Consider the following 20,070-nt stretch of genomic DNA (forward strand, 5'->3'; position numbering starts at 1 on the left):
CGGAATTCAGGAAGGCGAGTGGCGAAAGTAGCGAAGGTCAAGACACTATACGTATGCAGTGACTGCGGCGGTCAGGCGCCAAAATGGCAGGGTCAATGTCCCGCATGCGGAGCGTGGAACACGCTGGTCGAGTCGGTGGCGGAATCGCCCTCGGCGCATCGCTTTCAAGCACTCGCGAAGACCTCTCCGGTGCAGCGCTTGTCCGAGATCGAAGCGTCGGACGTGCCGCGCTTTACCACGGGCATTGGTGAATTCGACCGCGTGCTGGGCGGCGGTCTGGTGGCCGGCGGCGTGGTGCTGATCGGCGGCGACCCGGGCATTGGAAAATCCACGCTGCTGCTGCAATCGCTGGCGGAGATCGCCCGTGAGCGACCCGCGCTTTATATCAGCGGCGAAGAGTCCGGCGCGCAGATCGCGTTGCGCGCGCAGCGGCTAGGCCTGCTCGGCGATTCCGGCCACGCAGCGCCCGACTTGCGCTTGCTCGCGGAAATCCAGCTCGAGCGAATCCAGGCAACTATTGATACAGAACGGCCTGAAGTTGCGGTCATCGATTCAATCCAGACCGTTTATTCCGAAGCGCTGACTTCTGCGCCAGGATCGGTTGCGCAGGTGCGCGAATGCGCGGCGCAACTCACGCGGATCGCAAAGCAGACGGGCACGGCCATCATCATGGTCGGGCACGTGACGAAGGAAGGCAATCTCGCGGGACCGCGCGTGCTCGAACACATCGTGGACACGGTGCTGTACTTCGAGGGCGATACCCACTCATCGTTCCGGCTCGTGCGCGCGTTCAAGAACCGTTTCGGCGCGGTGAACGAGCTTGGCGTATTCGCGATGACCGAGCGCGGTTTGCGTGGCGTGGCGAATCCGTCGGCGCTGTTTTTATCGCAGCATGAGCAGAGCGTGCCGGGCTCGTGCGTGCTGGTGACGCAGGAAGGTTCGCGGCCGTTATTGGTGGAGGTGCAGGCGCTTGTCGATACCGCGCATGTCCCGAATCCGCGCCGTCTCGCCGTAGGGCTGGAGCAGAACCGGCTCGCATTGCTGCTGGCCGTGTTGCATAGGCATGCGGGCATTGCGTGCTTCGATCAGGATGTATTCCTGAACGCGGTGGGCGGCGTGAAGATCACGGAACCCGCGGCCGATCTGGCTGTATTGCTCGCAATCCATTCGTCAATGCGTAACAAGGCGTTGCCCAAGGGTCTGATCGTGTTCGGCGAAGTAGGGCTGGCGGGTGAAATCAGGCCGTCGCCACGCGGCCAGGATCGCTTGAAGGAGGCCGCGAAACTGGGCTTTTCGATCGCGCTGATTCCAAAGGCGAATGCGCCGAAACAGCCTATCGAGGGACTGGAAGTGATTGCAGTCGATCGGATTGAAGAGGCGATCGATCGCGTGCGTTCGCTGGCCTGAAGCTGCTCGACGGCGAGTTGGAGCCAGTTTCCGAGGGCGCCGTCGATCGGTCCCTTAGTAATGTCGTGTAAAAAACCGCGAGGTTCGTGTAACCCACGCGGGGCGTGCTTTTTCTATCCTTGTATCGCGACAAACCCGGATACGAGCGGAAAAGGAAAAAGGACTACGCCTTGAAACACGCAGATCAAACTTTGTCTCGCCCTTCATTCCATCTGCGCGGCTGCCGAGTGTCCGCGCCCATTCAGCAGCCATGGGGCGGCGGGTGTCGGATCGTCGAGTGGATCGACGCTGAAGGGCAGATATCGCGTCGCGTAGTGGCCGAAGACGTGACCGAAGATGAGGTAGTGGCGACCATTCGGTGCCACGTGAAGGGACGCAAACACGTCCTGGTGGACGACGAAGGAATGCCGCGGCAAACGCTGCCCCGGCGCTAGGGCAGATTGAGCAGCGGGTTTCAGCCAATCTGCTCCAGTTCTTCATGCGCCTCGAGCCATTGCGCTTCGAGTGCTTCTAGCTGACCGTTCACATCGGCCTGACGGCGAATCGATTCCGTGAGTTTCGTCTTCATGGCAGGTTCGTAACTGGCCGAATCTGCCACGAAAATATCGAGCTGCGCTTTCTCGGCATTCAGCTTGTCCATCTCCTTCTCGATCTTCGAAATCCGCGATTGCAGCGGCTTTTTCAAATGCGAGAGTTTCTGCCGCTCTTGTGCCTCTAGGCGACGCTGCTCCTTGCGGTTCTGCCCAGATTCCAGCGAATCGTCTGTTGAACCATTGCTGCCCATATCCTTGACCGCCGCCCGCTGCTCGGCCGCATGTTGCAGCAGCCAGTCGCGATAGTCGTCGAGATCGCCGTCGAACGGCTGTAGCCGATGTTTGGCCACGAGCATGAAATTATCCGTGGTCGCACGCAGCAAATGGCGATCGTGCGACACCAGGATCAATGTGCCTTCGAACTGCGCGAGCGCCATGGTCAGCGCGTGACGCGTTTCGAGATCCAGATGGTTCGTCGGTTCGTCGAGCAGCAGCAAGTTGGGCTTTTGCCAGATGATCAGCGCAAGCGCGAGCCGGGCCTTTTCTCCCCCGGAAAACGGCGCGATCTTTGCGGTCGCCATTTCGCCGGAAAAATTGAAGCCGCCGAGGAAATCGCGTAATTCCTGTTCGCGTGTATCGGGCGCGAGGCGCGCAACATGCTCTAGCGCGGAGTCTTGGGGACGCAGCGTTTCGAGCTGATGCTGCGCGAAATAGCCGATCCTCAAGCCCTTGCCCTCGCGCACTGTGCCGCTCAACGCTTCAAGCGTGCCGGCCAGCGTCTTGATGAGCGTCGATTTCCCCTGACCGTTCGCGCCCAGTAAGCCGATTCGCTGACCGCTCTGAATGGACAGCGTCACGCCTTCCACGATCGGCACTTCACCCGCGTCCGTTCTATACCCGCAGCGCACGGTCTCCATCACCATCATCGGGTTCGGCGAGGCATCGGGTGCGCGAAACTCGAACGTGAATGGCGAAGAAGCATGCGCCGGCGCGATGATCTCCATGCGCTCCAGCGCCTTCACGCGGCTTTGCGCCTGCTTGGCCTTGGTCGCCTGCGCCTTGAACCGGTTGATGAAGCTTTGCAGATGCTCCACTGTCTTTTGCTGCTTCACATACGCGCTCTGTTGCAACGCAATTTGCTGCGCGCGCAGGATTTCGAACTGGCTGTAATTGCCGCCGTAACGCTTGATCTGCCGGTTCTCCAGATGCAGCGTCACGTTACAGACGGAATCCAGGAACTCGCGATCGTGCGAGATCACGATCAGCGTTCCCGGATAGCGATGCAGCCAGTCTTCCAGCCAGATGATCGCGTCGAGATCCAGGTGGTTCGTGGGTTCGTCCAGCAACAGCAGGTCCGAGCGGCACATCAGCGCTTGCGCCAGGTTCAGGCGCATGCGCCAGCCGCCGGAGAAGCTTGTCACCGGCTCCTTTGTTTGCGCGAGCGTGAAGCCCAGGCCGATCAACAGGGTTTCGGCGCGGGCGGGCGCGGTGTAACCGTCTGCGTCGGCGAAAGCGGCGTGCGCGTCAGCTTCAGCGGCGCCATCGTGAGCCGCCGATGCCGCCGCAATCCGGGCTTCAATGCGCCGCAATTGCGTGTCGCCGTCAAGCGTGTAGTCGAGCGCGGTGCGGTCCACGGCGGGCGTTTCCTGCGCGACGTGCGCGATTTGCCACGATGGCGGCATCGAGAAATCGCCGCCGTCGGAGTGCAGATCGCCGCGCAGCACGGAGAAGAGCGTGGTTTTGCCCGCCCCGTTAGCGCCGATGAGCCCCGCCTTTTCGCCAGGATTGAGCGCGAACGTGGTCTGTTCGAAGAGCGGTTTGGTGCCGCGGGCAAGGCTGAACTGGTTGAAACGAATCACGGCGTGGAGACCCAGGCAAGTACGGGAAAACGCTATTTTAGACTGGCGCGGGTGTGCGTCGCCGGCTCATCGACTCTGGTGCATAACGTTGACGCAAATTGGCGCGCCGTTGGCCGTTCGGCTGAATGTTTTTTGACCTGCGTTTCGCTTAGACTGGATTTTTTCAAGCGGAGCATCGAATGAACCCTATCTACTCGTTTTCGGCGGAAACCCTCGGCGGCGAGACCGTCAGCATGGACAGTTATCAGGGCAAGGTGCTGTTGATCGTGAACACTGCAAGCGAGTGCGGATTCACGCCGCAGTACAAGGGTCTGCAGGAGCTATACGAACGTTACGCGGATCGCGGGTTTGCGGTGCTGGGCTTCCCGTGCAACCAGTTCGGCAAGCAGGAACCAGGCAATGCCGCTCAAATTGGCAGCTTTTGCGAGCAGAACTACGGCGTCACGTTCCCTATGTTTGCAAAGATCGACGTGAACGGGGCGAATGCGCATCCGCTATTCCGCTATCTGACCGAGGAAGCGCCGGGCGTGCTGGGGACCGAAGGTATCAAGTGGAACTTCACGAAGTTCCTGGTAGACAAGGAAGGCAACGTGGTCACCCGGTTCGGCTCGGTGACGAAGCCGGATGCGCTTTCCAGCGATATCGAAAAGCTGCTCTGACGCCCGATTTGCGCCAGCGACTTGGATGACCGGGGCAAAGACATCGGTCGGGCGCATGGCCGCATTGTCTGGTTTCCAAAAGGCGTCGTCCGGCCGGGCGTCGCCGATCAAAATTTCCTTACCATGCGTCCCCGGGCAAGCCCCCGGGTTCTTCTACACGTCTGTACTGCTCGGGAACGGTTTGCGTCTGAGGGCTCGGCGACGTCTGCAGGCAGCCTGACGCGATCGGCAACGGCTCTTATCCGTTATGGTGAGTGTGAAATTATGTCGTACATATTCCATGTTCTATGGGGAATTATGTATGATTTAATTTTTCGATCCACATCAGTTTGCCGCTGCGATGAAATTAGAAAACGCAGGCTCGCCAACCATGACGAAGCTGCATGAGGCGATTGTTGTCCATCTGGTCGACGCGATTGTCTCGGGCGGTTACCCGGTCGGCTCGTCCTTGCCGAACGAAATGGAACTCGCCGCCGCGTACGGCGTAAGCCGTACAGCGGCGCGCGAGGCGATGCAGAAGCTCGCTTCACTCGGCCTGATCGAGAGCCGGCGACGCAAGGGCGCAACCGTTCTCGCGCGCGGGTCGTGGAAGTTACTGGACGCGTCGGTTTTGAGCGCGGCGGTCTTGCGCGTACAGGACGTGTCGTTTTTCCAGGCACTGGTCGAAGCGCGTCTGTTGATCGAACCGCGTGCCGCCGAACTTGCTGCGGCAAGGGCGTCCGAGCGTGATCTTGTACGTATAGAAGCTTCGCTGAACGCCATGGCCAGCGAGGCGGACGGCACGCGCGGCGCGGGCTGGGCGGCGGCAGATGTCGCTTTTCACTCGGGCATTATCGATGCGGCGGGGAATTGGGTCTTCACGCAACTGATCGGCACCGTCCGGGCCGCGCTGGACGCAGGCATTCGCCTGACCGGCAAGCAGGCGCTGTCCGCGCAGGCATCGCTGGAACAGCATCGAGAGGTGCTCGATGCAATCCGGAGCCGTCAGCCCGCAGAGGCACACGCTGCAATGACGCGGCTGCTGCTTGCCACCCAACGTGACTTCAATGCGTTGGAGAAGGGCGCTGTCCATGCCGCGGTTGACAGCGGCGATCGGGCGACCTGCCAGGCGGACTCACAGGACCATGACATTGGATGATCGCGCGCGGCCCTCAAACCGGCGCATCCATCCTTCATAACAACCCACAACAGCCCCACGCCAGGAGACACGGCATGCGCAAACTTCGCTCGCAACAATGGTTCGGTACCCACGGCAAAGATGGTTTCATTCATCGCTCGTGGATGAAAAATCAGGGCATTCCCCACGACAATTTCGATGGCCGTCCGGTGATCGGCATCTGCAACACCTGGTCGGAACTGACGCCTTGCAACGCCCATTTTCGCGAGCTGGCCGAATACGTGAAACGTGGTGTTCGCGAGGCGGGCGGACTGCCGCTCGAATTCCCTGTGATGTCCCTCGGCGAGTCGAACCTGAGACCGACCGCCATGCTGTTTCGCAATCTCGCGTCCATGGATGTTGAGGAATCAATTCGCGGCAACCCGCTTGACGGCGTGATCCTGCTTGTCGGCTGCGACAAGACCACGCCTGCGTTGCTGATGGGCGCGGCATCGTGCAACCTGCCCGCGCTCGCCGTGTCTGGCGGACCGATGTTGAACGGCCGGTATCGCGGCAAGCCAATCGGATCGGGCACCGGAGTTTGGCAGATGTCGGAGGAAGTGCGGGCGGGCACGATGACGCAAGAGGAATTCACTGAAGCCGAGTCGTGCATGAACCGTTCACGAGGACATTGCATGACGATGGGCACGGCCTCTACCATGGCGTCGATGGTCGAAGCGCTCGGCATGGGCTTACCGCATAACGCGGCCATTCCCGCCGTCGATGCACGGCGTCAGGTACTCGCGCATATGGCAGGCCGGCGTATTGTCGACATGGTGCACGAAGACCTCACAATGGACCGTATTCTCACGCGCGAAGCCTTCGAGAACGCAATCCGTACCAATGCGGCGATTGGCGGATCGACGAACGCGGTGGTGCATCTGATCGCACTCGCCAAGCGCATTGGCGTGCCGTTGACGCTCGACGATTGGGAGCTGGGTTCGGACGTGCCGTGCCTCGTGAACCTCCAGCCATCGGGCGAATATCTGATGGAGGACTTCTACTACGCCGGCGGCTTGCCAGCCGTGTTGAAGCAGCTTGGCGAACAGGGTTTGCTGCACAAGGACGCGCTGACCGTGAACGGCAAGACGATCTGGGACAACGTGTCCAGCGCCCGCAATGACGACGAGAAGGTCATCACGCTGTTTGACACGCCATTCAAGCCGAAGGCCGGTATCGCCGTGCTGAGGGGAAATCTCGCGCCGAACGGCGCCGTGATCAAACCATCGGCGGCAACACAACATTTGCTCAAACATCGCGGCCGCGCGGTCGTGTTCGAAACCGTGGAGGAGTTGCACGCGAAAGTGGACGACGAAACGCTCGATATCGACGAGCACTGCGTCATGGTGTTAAAGGGTGCGGGGCCGAAGGGCTATCCGGGGTTCGCCGAAGTCGGCAACATGCCGCTGCCGAAAAAAGTGCTGCAAAAGGGCATTACGGACATGGTTCGCATCTCGGATGGCCGGATGAGCGGCACCGCGTACGGCACGGTCGTGTTGCATGTGTCGCCTGAAGCGGCAGCGGGCGGTCCGCTCGCGCTCGTGCAGACCGGCGACATGATCGAACTCGATGTCGAGGCGCGCCGCCTGCATCTCGAAGTATCCGATGATGAACTCGAGCGCCGGCGTGCTTTGTGGTCCAAGCCGGCGTCGCCACTGCGCGGTTATGTGAAGCTCTATGTCGATCACGTGCTGCAGGCGGACCAGGGCGCGGACCTCGATTTCCTGGTCGGCGCGAGCGGCGCACCCGTGCCGCGCGATTCTCACTGACCATTGAAGATCAGGCCCGACGCATATGACTTTGAAGAATGACTATTCGCCCGCCGGCATCTGGCCGGTCCTCTACGCCTATTTCGATGAACACAACCAGCTTGATCGTGAGGCCATGCGTGTGCAGGTCGAGCGGACCATTGCTGCGGGTGCCCCTGGCATCGTGATACTTGGTCTTGCAACCGAGGTGCAGCGGTTGTCGCGCACTGAGCGTGAGCTGCTTGTGAACTGGGCGCGCGAGGACATTGGATCTCGCGTACCGTTGGCGGTTACCGTCACCGGCGACACAATCCTGGAGCAGACCGAATTCGGCAACTGGGCTGTGGCGCACGGTGCGCAATGGCTGATCTTGCAACCGCCCTCAACGCGCACTGAGCAAGAACGCTTCTACTTCGATTTCTTCGCCGGCGTAATGAACGGTTTGGCCGACGCGGCCGGTGCGGGCATTCAAAACGCACCCGAGTATCTGGGTGTCGGCTTGTCGCCGGAAGCGCTCGCCGAACTAGCGCAGCAATGTCCGAACTTCCGCTGGCTGAAAGGCGAGGGCGCGGCGACGGTATTGCGTACGACCATCGGCTGCCTGGCTGCGGCCGGCAGCACAATGCCTGTGTTTAACGGACGCGGCGGCCAGGAGTTGCTCGACAACCTGCGCGCCGGCTGCGCTGGCATGATCGTCGCGCCGGATAGCTTCGATCATCAGATCGAAATCTATCGGGAATTCGCGCACGATCCGACCACGGCGCAGCGGCATTATGAGGACGTGCTGCCGGCGATTGTTTTCGTGATGCAGTCGCTCGATGCGCTCACCTGTTATGGCAAGCGCATCGCGGCATGGCGAATGGGGTTTGAGGTCAGGCACGATCGCGGGATTGTGCCGAGTGCATTCGGTCTGGAGTGTGCACGGCGATTCGCCGATAGCCTCGGGCCTTACGCGGGTTAAAACCGCGTCAAAGAATCGGTGAAAACAGGCGCGCGACGTGCATCGCCATGCGGCGCCACGCGGGGGCGCCGAGATAGTCGTCGCGGCTGATTTCCCACGATTGCGCGAAGTCGTCGAGCAGCATTTTCTCGACTTCGCTGGCAAAACCCCGGTCCACGGTCAGGACCATGATCTCGAAGTTGAGACGAAACGAGCGGTTGTCGAGATTCGCGCTGCCAATGGCGGCGGACATGTCGTCCACCAGCACAACCTTCTGATGCAGGAAGCCCGGGCGATATCGAAAGATTTTCACGCCTGCTAGCAGCGCATCGTAGGCATAGAGTTTTGACGCCGCGAACACCACGCGATGATCGCGGCGGCTCGGAATCAGGATGCGCACGTCCACGCCGCGCAAGACGGCGAGCCGCAGCGCGGAGAACACGGCTTCGTCGGGGATGAGATACGGCGTCGTGATCCAGATACGCGAACGCGCCGCGTTGATCGCCTCGACGAAAAACAGCGAGCAGGTTTCCTGATGGTCGGCGGGGCCGCTCGCGAGGATGAGGCAACTCATGTCGTCCGTTGATGTTTTCGACGCTTCCACTTCCGGAATGCGTTGCGTCGCCCAGTACCAGTCTTCAATAAACACGAACTGGATGCTGGCGACCGCCGGACCGCGCACTTCAATGTGGGTATCGCGCCATGGCGACAAACGCGGATTCGCGCCGAGATATTCCACACCCACGTTGTGACCGCCGACGAATGCGCATTCACCGTCAACAACCACGATCTTTCGATGATTACGGAAGTTGATCTGGAAGCGATTGACGAACTTGCGCTTGGTCGCGAACGGATGCGTTTGCACGCCGCCTGCGCGCAAGGTGTTGACATAGCGTTTGGGCAAATCAAAGCTGCCGATGCTGTCGTAGAGAAAATAAACGCGCACGCCTTGCTGCGCTTTCCTGATCAGCAGGTCTTTCAGCTTATTGCCGAGATCATCGTCGCGGACGATGAAGAACTGCACGATCACATAGACGTTCGCCGCGTCGATAGCTTTGAAGATTGCATCGAACGTGGCGTCGCCGTTGATCAGCACGCGCACCGAATTGCCGCGCAAAAACGGCATGCCGCTCAAGCGCGTCAATGCGCGTATGGTCGGATGGCCCAGATACTCCGCGGGGTCCCCCGCTGCCGCGCCGCGCAGACGGGCGGCTTCATCGGGAAAATTCCATTCTGTCGGGTGCGCGCTCTTGCGCAGGATCTCGTTTTCCAGTCGGCGCGCGTCAATGTAGCCGGCGAATTTGCTGCGCCCGAGGAAAAGATACGGGATCAGCGTGAAGTACGGCATGGCTACAAGCGACACGGCCCACGCGACCGCGCCTTGCGATGTGCGCGTGTTGAGCACCGCGTGGCATGCGGCGGCCGCGCCCAGCAAATGGGCGACCATTACAAACGTGCCGAGATGAAGCCAGTCCTGCCACTCGAAGTGCATGTACGCGGTGCCTGGAAGTCGAGAGTTGCGCCGTCAGCCCGGCAAGTCGGCTGCCTGAATGAGAAACACGTTGTCGTCGCCGGCGCTGGTCGAGAGCCAGACAATGTCGAGGCCGCCGAGCGTAGCTTCCACGTTGGCCCGTTCGTTGCCGATTTCGACGACCAGCACGCCGTCTTCGGTCAGCCACTTGCGCGCTTCACCCACGATCCGCTTCACGATGTCCATACCGTCCGCGCCGCCCGCGAGTGCGAGTTCCGGCTCGTGGCGGTATTCAGCGGGCAGCGTCTGCATAGCCAGCGCGTTGACGTACGGCGGATTTGTGATGATGACTTCGTAGCGGCCAACGGGCAGCGGCGCGAACAGATCGCCCTCATACAACGCGACGCGCGAATCCAGGTCGTAGTCGTCCACGTTCCGATGCGCGACTTCCAGCGCGGTCGCGGAGATATCGACCGCGTCAATGTCGGCATTCTGGAACGCCTGCGCCGCGAGAATCGCGAGGCAGCCGGAGCCCGTGCAGAGTTCCAGCACGCGCGACACTTCGTCGGGGTCCTGCACATAGGGCTGCAAGCCATCCTGCAGCAACTCGCCGATAAACGAACGCGGCACGATCACACGCTCATCCACGTAGAAACGGTGGCCGTGCATCCACGCTTCGTTCGTGATGTACGCCGCCGGTACACGATCCGTCGCGCGGCGCTCGATCACTTTCATGATGGCATCAATTTCGGTATCCAGCAGGCGTGCGTCGAGGAACGGATCGAGGGTGTCGAGCGGCAAGTGCAGGGTATGCAGCACGAGGTACGCGGCTTCATCGAAAGCATTCGATGAACCGTGGCCAAATGACAAGTCTGCCTCTGTAAAACGCGACACGGCAAAACGCAGCAGATCGCGAACGGTGGTGAAGGGAAGCGCCATCGCAGGCTCCTTATAAGAGTGAGTCGGATCAGGCAAGCAGGGTTTCAAGCACACGCCTATAGACGTTTTTCAACGGTTCGATAAACGCGACTTCAACATGCTCGTCGATCTTGTGAATGCTGCCGTTGGGCGGTCCGAACTCGACCACCTGTTCGCAGATGCGAGCAATGAAGCGGCCATCCGACGTGCCCCCCGTGGTGGACAGTTCGGTGCGCACGCCGGTTTCATCGAGAATGGCTTGTTCCAGCGCGTTCGACAACGTGCCACGCGGCGTGAGGAACGGCAGGCCGCTCACGCTCCACGCGAGATCGTAGTCCAGCGCGTGTTTATCGAGGATTGCATGAACGCGGCTTTGCAGCCCTTCCACCGTGCTCGCCGTGGAGAAGCGGAAATTGAACATCAGCTCGATGTGACCCGGGATCACGTTCGTTGCGCCCGTGCCGCTATGCAGGTTGGACACTTGCCACGTGGTCGGCGGGAAATATTCGTTGCCGTTGTCCCAATGCGTGGAAACCAGTTCAGCCAGTGCGGGCGCGAGCAAATGAATTGGATTCTTCGCGAGATGCGGATAAGCAATATGCCCTTGCACGCCTTTCACGACCAGTTTGCCGGACATGGAACCGCGCCGGCCATTCTTGACCATATCGCCGAGCGTGGCGCTGGAGGTGGGTTCCCCGACAATGCAATAGTCCAGCCGCTCGCCACGTGCCTTTAGTGCTTCGATCACCTTGACCGTGCCGTCGGTGGCGGGGCCTTCTTCGTCGCTGGTGATCAGGAACGCGAGCGAGCCGCGGTGTGCCGGGTGCGCCGCGACGAACTCTTCGCTCGACACAACGAATGCCGCGATCGACGTCTTCATGTCCGCCGAGCCGCGGCCGTACAGCTTGCCGTCGCGGTGGGTTGGCACGAACGGCGGCGATGTCCATTGTTCCAGCGGACCAGTCGGCACGACGTCGGTGTGGCCGGCGAACGCGAGCAACTTGCCGTCGGTTCCGTCCGTGCCGCGTTTCACGGCCCAGAGGTTCGTGACGCCGCCGGACGCGATCGTTTCGCACTCGAAGCCTATCGCCGATAACCGCTCGATCAGCAAGTTTTGGCAATGCTGGTCGTCGGGCGTGACAGACGCGCGCGCGATGAGTTGTTCCGAGAGAAGAAGGGTGCCGGACATGGATTCGAGCCACTTTCAATAAAAATGCCGGCGCGGCGGCCGGCAGGGATCAAGATTCGCGCGTCTTTTATAAGGGGGCACGCGATGCTGCGCTTAAAGCCTAAAGCTCAAACCTTAAACGAACAGCGTTTCGTACTTCTCAGCATCGAAACCGAGTGATTTCACACGGCCGTTGACCACGAGCACGGGCCGCTTGATGATCGACGGCTTGTGGATCATCAACGCGATCGCGCCGGCCGTGGAGCCGGCTTCGTCCTTGTAGGTGTCCGACAGACCGCGCCAGGTCGTGCCGCGCCGATTGATCAGTTCGTCGAGCGTGACGTCCTTCAGCCAGTCCTGCAACAAGGCCGTCGATACCCCGGCTTTCTTGAAGTCATAGAATTCGAACGGCACGTCATGTTCTTCCAGCCACACGCGCGCTTTTCTCACGGTGTCGCAATTCGGAATTCCATACACGACGATCTTTTTCGCGGCCATGGATCAATCGCCTCGCAGCAACTCGTTCAGGCCGACCTTGGCGCGCGTTTTCGCGTCCACCTTCTTCACGATCACCGCGCAGTACAGGCTGTGCGAACCGTCCTTCGAAGGCAGGTTGCCCGCCACCACCACCGAGCCCGCCGGAATGCGGCCATACGTGACCGAACCCGTTTCGCGGTCATAAATCTTGGTGCTTTGACCGAGATACACGCCCATGGAGATGACCGAGTTCTCTTCCACGATCACGCCTTCCACCACTTCCGAACGCGCGCCAATGAAGCAGTTATCTTCGATGATCACCGGGTTTGCCTGCAGCGGTTCCAGCACGCCGCCAATGCCCACTCCGCCCGACAAATGCACGTTCTTGCCGATCTGCGCACATGAACCGACGGTGGCCCAGGTATCGACCATCGTGCCTTCATCAACATAAGCGCCGATGTTCGTATACGACGGCATCAACACAACGTTTTTAGCGATAAACGCACCGCGGCGCGCAATGGCCGGAGGCACGACGCGAAAGCCGCCCGCAGCGAAATCTTCAGCGGTGTAATTGGCGAACTTCGACGGCACTTTGTCGTAGAACTGGCTGTATCCGCCAGCCGGCATGGGCGCGTTGTCTTCCAGGCGGAACGACAGCAATACCGCTTTCTTCAGCCATTGATTGACCACCCATTCGCCGTCCCGTTTCTCGGCGACGCGCAACTGGCCTTTGTCGAGTTGCTCGATGGCGTGAGCGACGGCGTCGCGCACCTCGGCCGGGGCGGCTTTCGGCGACAGCTCGGCACGGTTGTCCCAGGCGGTATCGATGATCTGCTGAAGTTGTTGCGACATGGTCGTGACTTAAGTGAGTGCTGCGATTTAAGGAGGGGTTACTGTGCCAGCCGACGCTGCGTGAGCGTGCTGTATAAGCGTGCTGCAAAATTCGACGATACGCCGTGCACCTTCCACACATTCGTCGACATCGGCGACCAGCGCAATGCGAATGAAGCCGCTGCCGGGATTCGTGCCGTGGGCGTCTCTTGCCAAGTACGAGCCTGGCAAAACCGTCACATTATAGTCGGCGTAAAGGCGGGCAGCGAACTCGGTGTCGGACAGGCCGGTGCGCGCCACGTTCGCCCACAGATAGAAAGCGGCGTCTGGCAGACGGACGTCGAGCACCTCGGCGAGCATGGGGGTGACGGTCGTGAATTTCTTCAAGTACAGCGCGCGGTTGTCGCGCACATGCGCTTCGTCTTTCCAGGCAACGACGCTCGCCGCCTGGAACATGGGCGAGAGCGCTGCGCCATGATAGGTGCGGTAGAGCAGGAATTGCTTGAGTATCGACGCATCCCCGGCGACAAAACCCGAGCGCATGCCGGGCACGTTCGAGCGCTTGGACAAGCTCGACAGCATCACCAGCCGTTCGAAACCGCGACCCAGCTTGTGCGCGGCTTCCAGTCCGCCCAGCGGAGGCGTGGCTTCGTTGAAATAGATCTCGGAATAGCATTCATCGGAGGCGATCACGAAGCCATGCCGATCCGAGAGCGCGAATAGCTCGCGCCAGTCGTCGAGCGTCAGCACGGCGCCGGTCGGGTTGCCCGGCGAGCAGACGTAGAGCAATTGGGTGCGAGCCCAGACGGCGTCGGGGACGGCTGCGTAATCACAGGCGAAGTTGCGCGCCGGATTGCTGTTCACGAAGTACGGTTCGGCGCCGGCCAGCAGCGCTGCGCCTTCGTAGATCTGATAGAACGGATTCGGGCAGACGACAACGGGCGCCTCGCTGGTGCTGCGGCTGTCGATCACTGTCTGGGCGAGCGAAAAAAGTGCTTCGCGCGAGCCGGAAACCGGCAGGACTTCCGTGGCCGCGTTGACGGCGGGCAGGCCGTATCGCTGTTTCGTCCAGTCAGCAATGGCTTGACGCAACGGCTCGCTGCCGGCGGTGGCCGGATAGGACGCGAGGCCGGACATCGCATTCACGACTGCCTCGCGGATCAGCGTCGGCGTTGCGTGTTTCGGCTCGCCTATACCGAAGCTGATCGGTGCCAGATCCGCGCGCGGCGTGACGCCTTTGAATAGCGCACGCAGCTTTTCGAATGGATACGGCTGAAGTTTCTGGAGAAGTGGATTCACGGCGAAGTCGGGTGCGGACAATGAAACGACAAGGCTCGGATTATAGCTCCCTCCCAGCCCCAGGTTGGGTTTGCTGGCGCGTTGAGGAAGGTTTGCCGGGGCCCAGGGGGCCGCTTCCGCAGTGCGCCGCCGATGGACTACTGCCACCGCCGGCAAGCCGAAATCGACCGGCATCGACCCCTGCAGAACCCCGACCCGCCGACCGTTGCGAGCAAAAACCCCCGTGTCAGCAAACCAAAAGAATTCAAGACTGGCGATGGTATGATTGTCACCGTTCGCCGGGTTGCATGCTCGCGGTGGGTTATAGAGGTTATATAAGCCGTCGAGCAACAGGACCACGGGTTGCGTGCCGTCGCTTCGTATCGAGCTTTGATTCGACGGGGTTCAACCCACCGCCCGAGCGTTTTCGACCGGCGTTAGTCGTTATCTCCTGCCGCACAAGCATCACGGCTCGGAGGCCCGCCGGCCCGTTCTCCCGAATTCTTTTCAATCAGCGATATCGCCGTGCGTCTGACCTCGATAAAACTCGCTGGCTTCAAGTCCTTCGTCGATCCCACCCATTTCCAGGTCCCAGGCCAGCTTGTCGGCGTCGTGGGCCCGAATGGCTGCGGCAAATCGAACATCATCGACGCCGTGCGCTGGGTGCTCGGCGAATCGCGCGCTTCCGAGCTGCGCGGCGAGTCGATGCAGGACGTGATCTTCAACGGCTCCACGGCGAGGAAGCCCGGCAGCCGCGCCAGCGTCGAACTCATCTTCGACAACGCCGATGGCCGCGCCGCCGGCCAGTGGGGCACCTACGCCGAAATCGCCGTCAAGCGCGTCCTCACGCGCGACGGCACGTCGAGCTACTACATCAACAACCTGCCGGCCCGGCGCCGCGATATCCAGGACATTTTCCTCGGTACGGGCCTCGGGCCGCGTGCCTACGCGATCATCGGGCAGGGCATGATCGCGCGGATTATCGAAGCGAAGCCGGAAGAGCTGCGGGTGTTCCTGGAAGAAGCCGCTGGCGTGTCCAAGTACAAGGAACGCCGCCGCGAGACCGAAAACCGTCTGCACGATACCCGCGAAAACCTGACCCGCGTGGAAGACATCGTGCGCGAGTTGAGCGCGAATCTGGAGAAGCTCGAGGCCCAGGCTGTCGTCGCAACGAAATACAAGGCGCTTCAGGCCGACGGCGAAGAAAAGCAGCGGCTCCTGTGGTTGTTGCGCAAGAACGAAGCAGGCAACGAGTCGGAGCGCCAACAGCGCGCAATCAGCGACGCGCAGATCGAACTCGAAGCACAAACCGCCAAGCTGCGGGAAGTCGAAGCGCAACTGGAAACCTTGCGCGTGGCGCACTACAGCGCGAGCGACGCCATGCAGGGCGCTCAGGGCTCGCTGTACGAAGCGAACTCGGAAGTGGCCAAGCTCGAGGCGGAGATCCGCTTTATCGTGGAATCGCGCAATCGGGTGCAGGCGCAGATCGCTGCATTGAGCGCCCAGCGCGAACAATGGCAGATGCAAGCCGAGAAGGCCCGCGGCGAGATCACGGATGCCGAAGAGGCGCTGGCTATCGGCGAGGAAAAGGCAGCGATCGCGCAGGAAACGGCGGCCGCGAAACACGACGAACTGCCCGCGCTCGAAGCGCGTTTTCGCGACGCCCAGACCGAGTTGAACGCGGAGCGCGGCGGTATCGCGCAGACTGAGCAGGCGTTGAAACTCGAGGCCGCGCATCAGCGCAATGCCGATCAGCAACTGCAGCAGTTGCAGCAGCGTCACGAACGCCTGAAAAGCGAAGCGGGCGGGCTGGACGCGCCGGACGAAGCGCAGCTCGAAGAGTTGCGGATGCAACTGGCCGAGCACGAAGAAATTCTCGCTGAAGCGCAAGCCCGTCTCTCCGATGCGCAAGATACGCTGCCGCGTCTGGATGGCGAGCGCCGCGCGGCGCAAGAGAAAGTGCAGGCAGAGAGCGCGCAGATTCACCAGTTGGAAGCGCGGCTCGCGGCGTTGAAGCAGTTGCAGGAAAACGTCCAGACCGAAGGCAAGATCCAGCCGTGGCTCGATAAACACGAACTCGGTTCGTTGCCGCGCCTGTGGAAAAAGCTGCACGTTGAAGCGGGTTGGGAAACGGCGCTGGAGTCGGTTCTGCGTGAGCGAATCGCGGCGTTGGAAGTATCGAATCTCGACTGGGTGAAGGCGTTCGCGACTGACGCTCCTCCCGCCAAGCTCGCGTTTTATGCACCGCCTATCGCCGGCCGCCCGCAGGAAACGCCTGCTGGCTTGCGACCGCTGCTGGCCCTGATCCGTATCGACGACGCTGGTTTGCGCGCCGTACTGACCGACTGGCTGGGCCAAGTTTTTGTCTCCGATGACATCGCCCAGGCGCTTGCCTCGCGTTCGCAATTGCCGGACGGCGCTGCGTTCGTGGTGAAGGCTGGGCACGTGGTGACGCGCGTCGGCGTGCAACTCTACGCCGCTGACTCCGAGCAGGCCGGCATGCTCGCCCGCCAGCAGGAAATCGAGAACCTGACGAAGCAAGCGCGTGCGCAAGCACTGCTCGCCGATGAAGCCAAGGCCGCGGCTGTACGGGCGGAAGCGGCGCACACGCAGGCATCGGCGAGTTTGGGCGATGCCCGCTCCTCCGCCGAACGCGCAACCCAACGCGTCCATGCGTTGCAAATGGATGTGTTGAAGCTCGCGCAGGCGCACGAGCGCTACATGCAGCGCAGCACGCAGATTCGCGAGGAACTGGCGGAAATCACGGCGCAAATCGACGAACAGCGTGCGTTGCGCGCGGAATCGGAAGCGAATTTCGAGCGCCACGACGGCGAGCTCGCCGAGTTGCAGGCGCGTTTCGAAGACCATCAACTGGCGTTCGAAGCACTCGACGAAGCGCTGACCAACGCACGCCAGGAAGCGCGCGACCTCGAACGCGCGGCCACCGACGCCAGCTTCGCGGCGCGCGGGCTCGCGGCGAAGATCGAGGAATACCGGCGCAACATTGAAACGGCGAAGGACCAGAGCGAACGCGTGGCCGGTGCACTGGAAGACGCCCGCGCCGAACTTGAAACGATCAACGAGCAAACGGCGCACACCGGCTTGCAGGATGCGCTCGAATTGCGCGCGGTCAAGGAAGAGGCGTTGCACTCGGCCCGTCTCGAACTCGACGATCTCACGGCGCGACTGCGTCAGGCCGACGAATTGCGGCTTATCGCGGAACGTTCGCTTCAGCCGTTACGCGACAAGATCAACGAATTGCAGTTGAAAGAGCAGGCGGCACGCATCAGCGGCGAGCAGTTTGTCGAACAACTGGCTGCGGCGGGTGTGGATGAAGCCGAGTTGCAGGCCAAGCTCACGCCGGATCTGAAACCGTCGTATCTGCAAGGCGAAGTTACGCGACTGAACAACGCGATCGCGGCGCTTGGCGCCGTGAACATGGCTGCGCTCGACGAACTCGCCGCGGCCAGCGAGCGCAAGGCGTTCCTGGACGCGCAATCGGCGGATTTGAACGACGCCATCGGCACGCTGGAGGACGCGATCCACAGGATCGACCAGGAAACCCGTTCGTTGCTGCAAGGCACGTTCGACGAAGTGAACCGTCATTTCGGCGAGCTTTTTCCGCGTCTTTTCGGCGGTGGTCAGGCGAAACTCGTGATGACCGGCGACGAAATTCTCGATGCCGGCGTGCAAGTGCTCGCGCAACCGCCGGGCAAAAAGAATTCGACCATTCACTTGTTGTCGGGAGGCGAAAAGGCCCTTACCGCTACCGCTCTCGTGTTTGCGATGTTCCAGTTGAATCCGGCACCGTTCTGTCTGCTGGACGAAGTGGATGCGCCCCTCGACGACGCCAACACAGAGCGCTTTGCGAACCTCGTGCGGGCGATGTCGGAGAAGACGCAATTCCTCTTCATCTCGCACAACAAGATCGCAATGGAAATGGCGCAACAACTGATCGGCGTGACGATGCAGGAACAGGGCGTCTCGCGGATTGTTGCCGTGGATATGGAATCTGCGGCGGGTTTCGCCCAGAATGCCTGAACGTTTGGCCGGGTTTTTTAGAACGGACAGCAAGATAGTATTGAAAACCGGCCTGGGAGGCCGGTTTTGGCGCGCAGGCGCGGAGTGACCCACGCAGTTCGGATGCACCTTCGGATGCATCTTTAGCACCGCGTGGGGCGCAGATCGCGCAGCGTAAGCTCAACAAGCGCTCAATCGAGCGCCGGATGCCTCAATAGCGCTGCCAAGCGCGCCGAGAGCGCAACCAGAAAAGAATGACGGAGAGTGCATGGACGAGTTGACCCTCGGGTTGATTGGAGCGGGTGCCGTAGTGGTAGGCGGCGTGGTGGTGTACAACGCGTGGCAGGGCGCCAAAGTGCGCCGCAAGATGCCGCGGCCGATGCCTGACGAAGCGGCGGAGTCGATAGCGCGCAGCGACACCGACGAGGAGCAGCCATTCATTGAACCTACGCGCCCGGTGCGGCGCGAACCCGCCATGGGCGAGGGTGATGCGCCGGCAACGCGGGTCGAGCCCAGTTTCGGCGGTGCGCCGCTCTCTACGGTTGCGCCGGCCGATACCGCGGTCGATATCCAGGCTGAAGCGACATCGGTGAATGGCGATTTTCTGGAGCCGGATTCGTCCCCCATCCTTGACGACGATGACGAACCCGTTTTGCCCGCAGCGACCACGATTTCATCGGCGCCGCCGGCTATCGTGGACCGGCGGATCGATTGCGTGGTGCCTATTCGGTTGCTTGCCCCCATTCCCGCTGAGAAGCTCATCCCGAGCGCGCAGAAGCTGCGCCGTGCGGGCGCCAAGCCCGTGCATATAGAAGGTAAGCCGGAGGGTGGCACGACCTGGGAATTGCTCAAGAACGGCGCCCGTTATGAAGAATTGCGTGCGGCGGCACAACTGGCCAATCGCGGCGGCCCGCTGAACGAACTGGAGTTCTCGGAGTTTGTCACGGGCGTACAGCGTTTCGCCGATGCTATAGACGGTTCCCCCGAATTTCCCGACATGCTGGAAACGGTCGGCATGGCGCGCGAACTCGACGCGTTCGCGGCTCAATGCGACGCGCAATTGTCGATCAACATTCTCTCCGATGGCGCGCCGTGGTCGGCCAACTACGTGCAGGCGGTGGCCTCGCAGGATGGTTTGCTGCTGTCGCGCGACGGCACGCGTTTCGTCAAGCTGGATGCACGCCAGAACCCGGTGTTCATGCTGCTTTTCGGCGATACCAACTTCCTGCGCGACGACCTGACCTACAAGGGTGGCCAGATGATTACGCTGGTCCTGGACGTACCGGTGGCCGACGAAGACATCCTGCCGTTCCGCCTGATGTGCGATTACGCGAAGTCGCTCTCCGAGCGCATTGGCGCACGCGTGGTCGATGACCAGCGCCGGCCGTTGCCGGAGTCGTCGCTGCTTGCTATTGAAAAGCAGTTGATGACGCTGTACGCGAAGCTCGAGCAGGCCGGGATTCCAGCGGGTTCTCCCGCCACGCGGCGCTTGTTCAGCCAGTAAGGATCTTACGGCGGCGGCCGTTGGACAGTTAGCGGTTTTCGTAAGGCATCGGCTACACGGCCGATGCCACGATCAGCTGATCTCTGAGACAATCAACAGGT

15 protein-coding genes are annotated in these 20,070 nt (G+C 61.3%); 8 read left to right on the plus strand and 7 right to left on the minus strand.

Annotation, left to right across the window (positions count from 1 at the left end):
• Positions 1–18 precede the first annotated feature (18 nt).
• Positions 19–1,407, plus strand: coding sequence for a DNA repair protein RadA (gene radA / locus SBC1_RS06335; RefSeq protein ID WP_165088888.1), 1,389 nt, complete (start codon positions 19–21; stop codon positions 1,405–1,407).
• Between the two features lie 170 nt (positions 1,408–1,577).
• Positions 1,578–1,841 carry a DUF2866 domain-containing protein gene (locus tag SBC1_RS06340; RefSeq protein WP_165088891.1) on the plus strand — a complete coding sequence of 88 codons (264 nt, stop codon included), beginning with the start codon at positions 1,578–1,580 and terminating at the stop codon, positions 1,839–1,841.
• Between the two features lie 20 nt (positions 1,842–1,861).
• Here SBC1_RS06340 and SBC1_RS06345 read toward each other — a convergent pair whose 3' ends face one another.
• Entirely contained in the window at positions 1,862–3,799 is a 1,938-nt protein-coding gene (locus SBC1_RS06345; protein WP_165088894.1) for an ATP-binding cassette domain-containing protein, read from the minus strand.
• Between the two features lie 179 nt (positions 3,800–3,978).
• Between SBC1_RS06345 and SBC1_RS06350 the strand changes: the two genes are divergently transcribed.
• From SBC1_RS06350 to SBC1_RS06365, 4 genes are all read left to right on the plus strand, one after another.
• Positions 3,979–4,458 carry a glutathione peroxidase gene (locus SBC1_RS06350; RefSeq protein WP_165088899.1) on the plus strand — a complete coding sequence of 160 codons (480 nt, stop codon included), beginning with the start codon at positions 3,979–3,981 and terminating at the stop codon, positions 4,456–4,458.
• Between the two features lie 370 nt (positions 4,459–4,828).
• Positions 4,829–5,596, plus strand: a complete 768-nt coding sequence (locus SBC1_RS06355; RefSeq protein ID WP_165088903.1) for a FadR/GntR family transcriptional regulator — start codon at positions 4,829–4,831, stop codon at positions 5,594–5,596.
• Positions 5,597–5,670: 74 nt separating this feature from the next.
• Positions 5,671–7,383 (plus strand): IlvD/Edd family dehydratase, encoded by a 1,713-nt coding sequence (locus SBC1_RS06360; RefSeq protein ID WP_165088907.1) that lies wholly within the window; start codon positions 5,671–5,673, stop codon positions 7,381–7,383.
• A 25-nt stretch (positions 7,384–7,408) separates the two neighbouring features.
• Complete coding sequence (locus SBC1_RS06365) at positions 7,409–8,323, plus strand: dihydrodipicolinate synthase family protein (RefSeq protein ID WP_206366023.1); 915 nt, start codon at positions 7,409–7,411, stop codon at positions 8,321–8,323.
• Between the two features lie 7 nt (positions 8,324–8,330).
• Here SBC1_RS06365 and cls read toward each other — a convergent pair whose 3' ends face one another.
• From cls to dapC, 6 genes are all read right to left on the minus strand, one after another.
• A complete protein-coding gene (gene cls / locus SBC1_RS06370) occupies positions 8,331–9,794 on the minus strand; it encodes a cardiolipin synthase (protein ID WP_165088912.1) in 1,464 nt (487 codons plus the stop codon).
• A gap of 33 nt (positions 9,795–9,827) precedes the next feature.
• Positions 9,828–10,712: a 50S ribosomal protein L3 N(5)-glutamine methyltransferase gene (prmB, locus tag SBC1_RS06375; RefSeq protein WP_165088915.1), complete on the minus strand. Its 885-nt coding sequence runs from the start codon at positions 10,710–10,712 to the stop codon at positions 9,828–9,830.
• A gap of 28 nt (positions 10,713–10,740) precedes the next feature.
• Positions 10,741–11,880: a succinyl-diaminopimelate desuccinylase gene (dapE, locus tag SBC1_RS06380; protein ID WP_165088918.1), complete on the minus strand. Its 1,140-nt coding sequence runs from the start codon at positions 11,878–11,880 to the stop codon at positions 10,741–10,743.
• A 114-nt stretch (positions 11,881–11,994) separates the two neighbouring features.
• Positions 11,995–12,357, minus strand: coding sequence for an ArsC family reductase (locus tag SBC1_RS06385; RefSeq protein WP_165088921.1), 363 nt, complete (start codon positions 12,355–12,357; stop codon positions 11,995–11,997).
• Positions 12,358–12,360: 3 nt separating this feature from the next.
• Complete coding sequence (gene dapD / locus SBC1_RS06390; RefSeq protein ID WP_165088925.1) at positions 12,361–13,188, minus strand: 2,3,4,5-tetrahydropyridine-2,6-dicarboxylate N-succinyltransferase; 828 nt, start codon at positions 13,186–13,188, stop codon at positions 12,361–12,363.
• A gap of 27 nt (positions 13,189–13,215) precedes the next feature.
• Entirely contained in the window at positions 13,216–14,466 is a 1,251-nt protein-coding gene (dapC, locus tag SBC1_RS06395; protein ID WP_241202037.1) for a succinyldiaminopimelate transaminase, read from the minus strand.
• A 504-nt stretch (positions 14,467–14,970) separates the two neighbouring features.
• Here dapC and smc point away from each other — a divergent pair.
• Together smc and SBC1_RS06405 are read left to right on the plus strand one after the other, a co-directional pair.
• Positions 14,971–18,486, plus strand: coding sequence for a chromosome segregation protein SMC (gene smc, locus SBC1_RS06400; protein WP_165088933.1), 3,516 nt, complete (start codon positions 14,971–14,973; stop codon positions 18,484–18,486).
• A 247-nt stretch (positions 18,487–18,733) separates the two neighbouring features.
• Positions 18,734–19,969: a cell division protein ZipA C-terminal FtsZ-binding domain-containing protein gene (locus SBC1_RS06405; protein ID WP_165088938.1), complete on the plus strand. Its 1,236-nt coding sequence runs from the start codon at positions 18,734–18,736 to the stop codon at positions 19,967–19,969.
• Positions 19,970–20,070 lie beyond the last annotated feature (101 nt).

Origin of the sequence: Caballeronia sp. SBC1 (assembly GCF_011493005.1) — a bacterium.
In the GTDB taxonomy this organism is placed as follows: domain Bacteria; phylum Pseudomonadota; class Gammaproteobacteria; order Burkholderiales; family Burkholderiaceae; genus Caballeronia.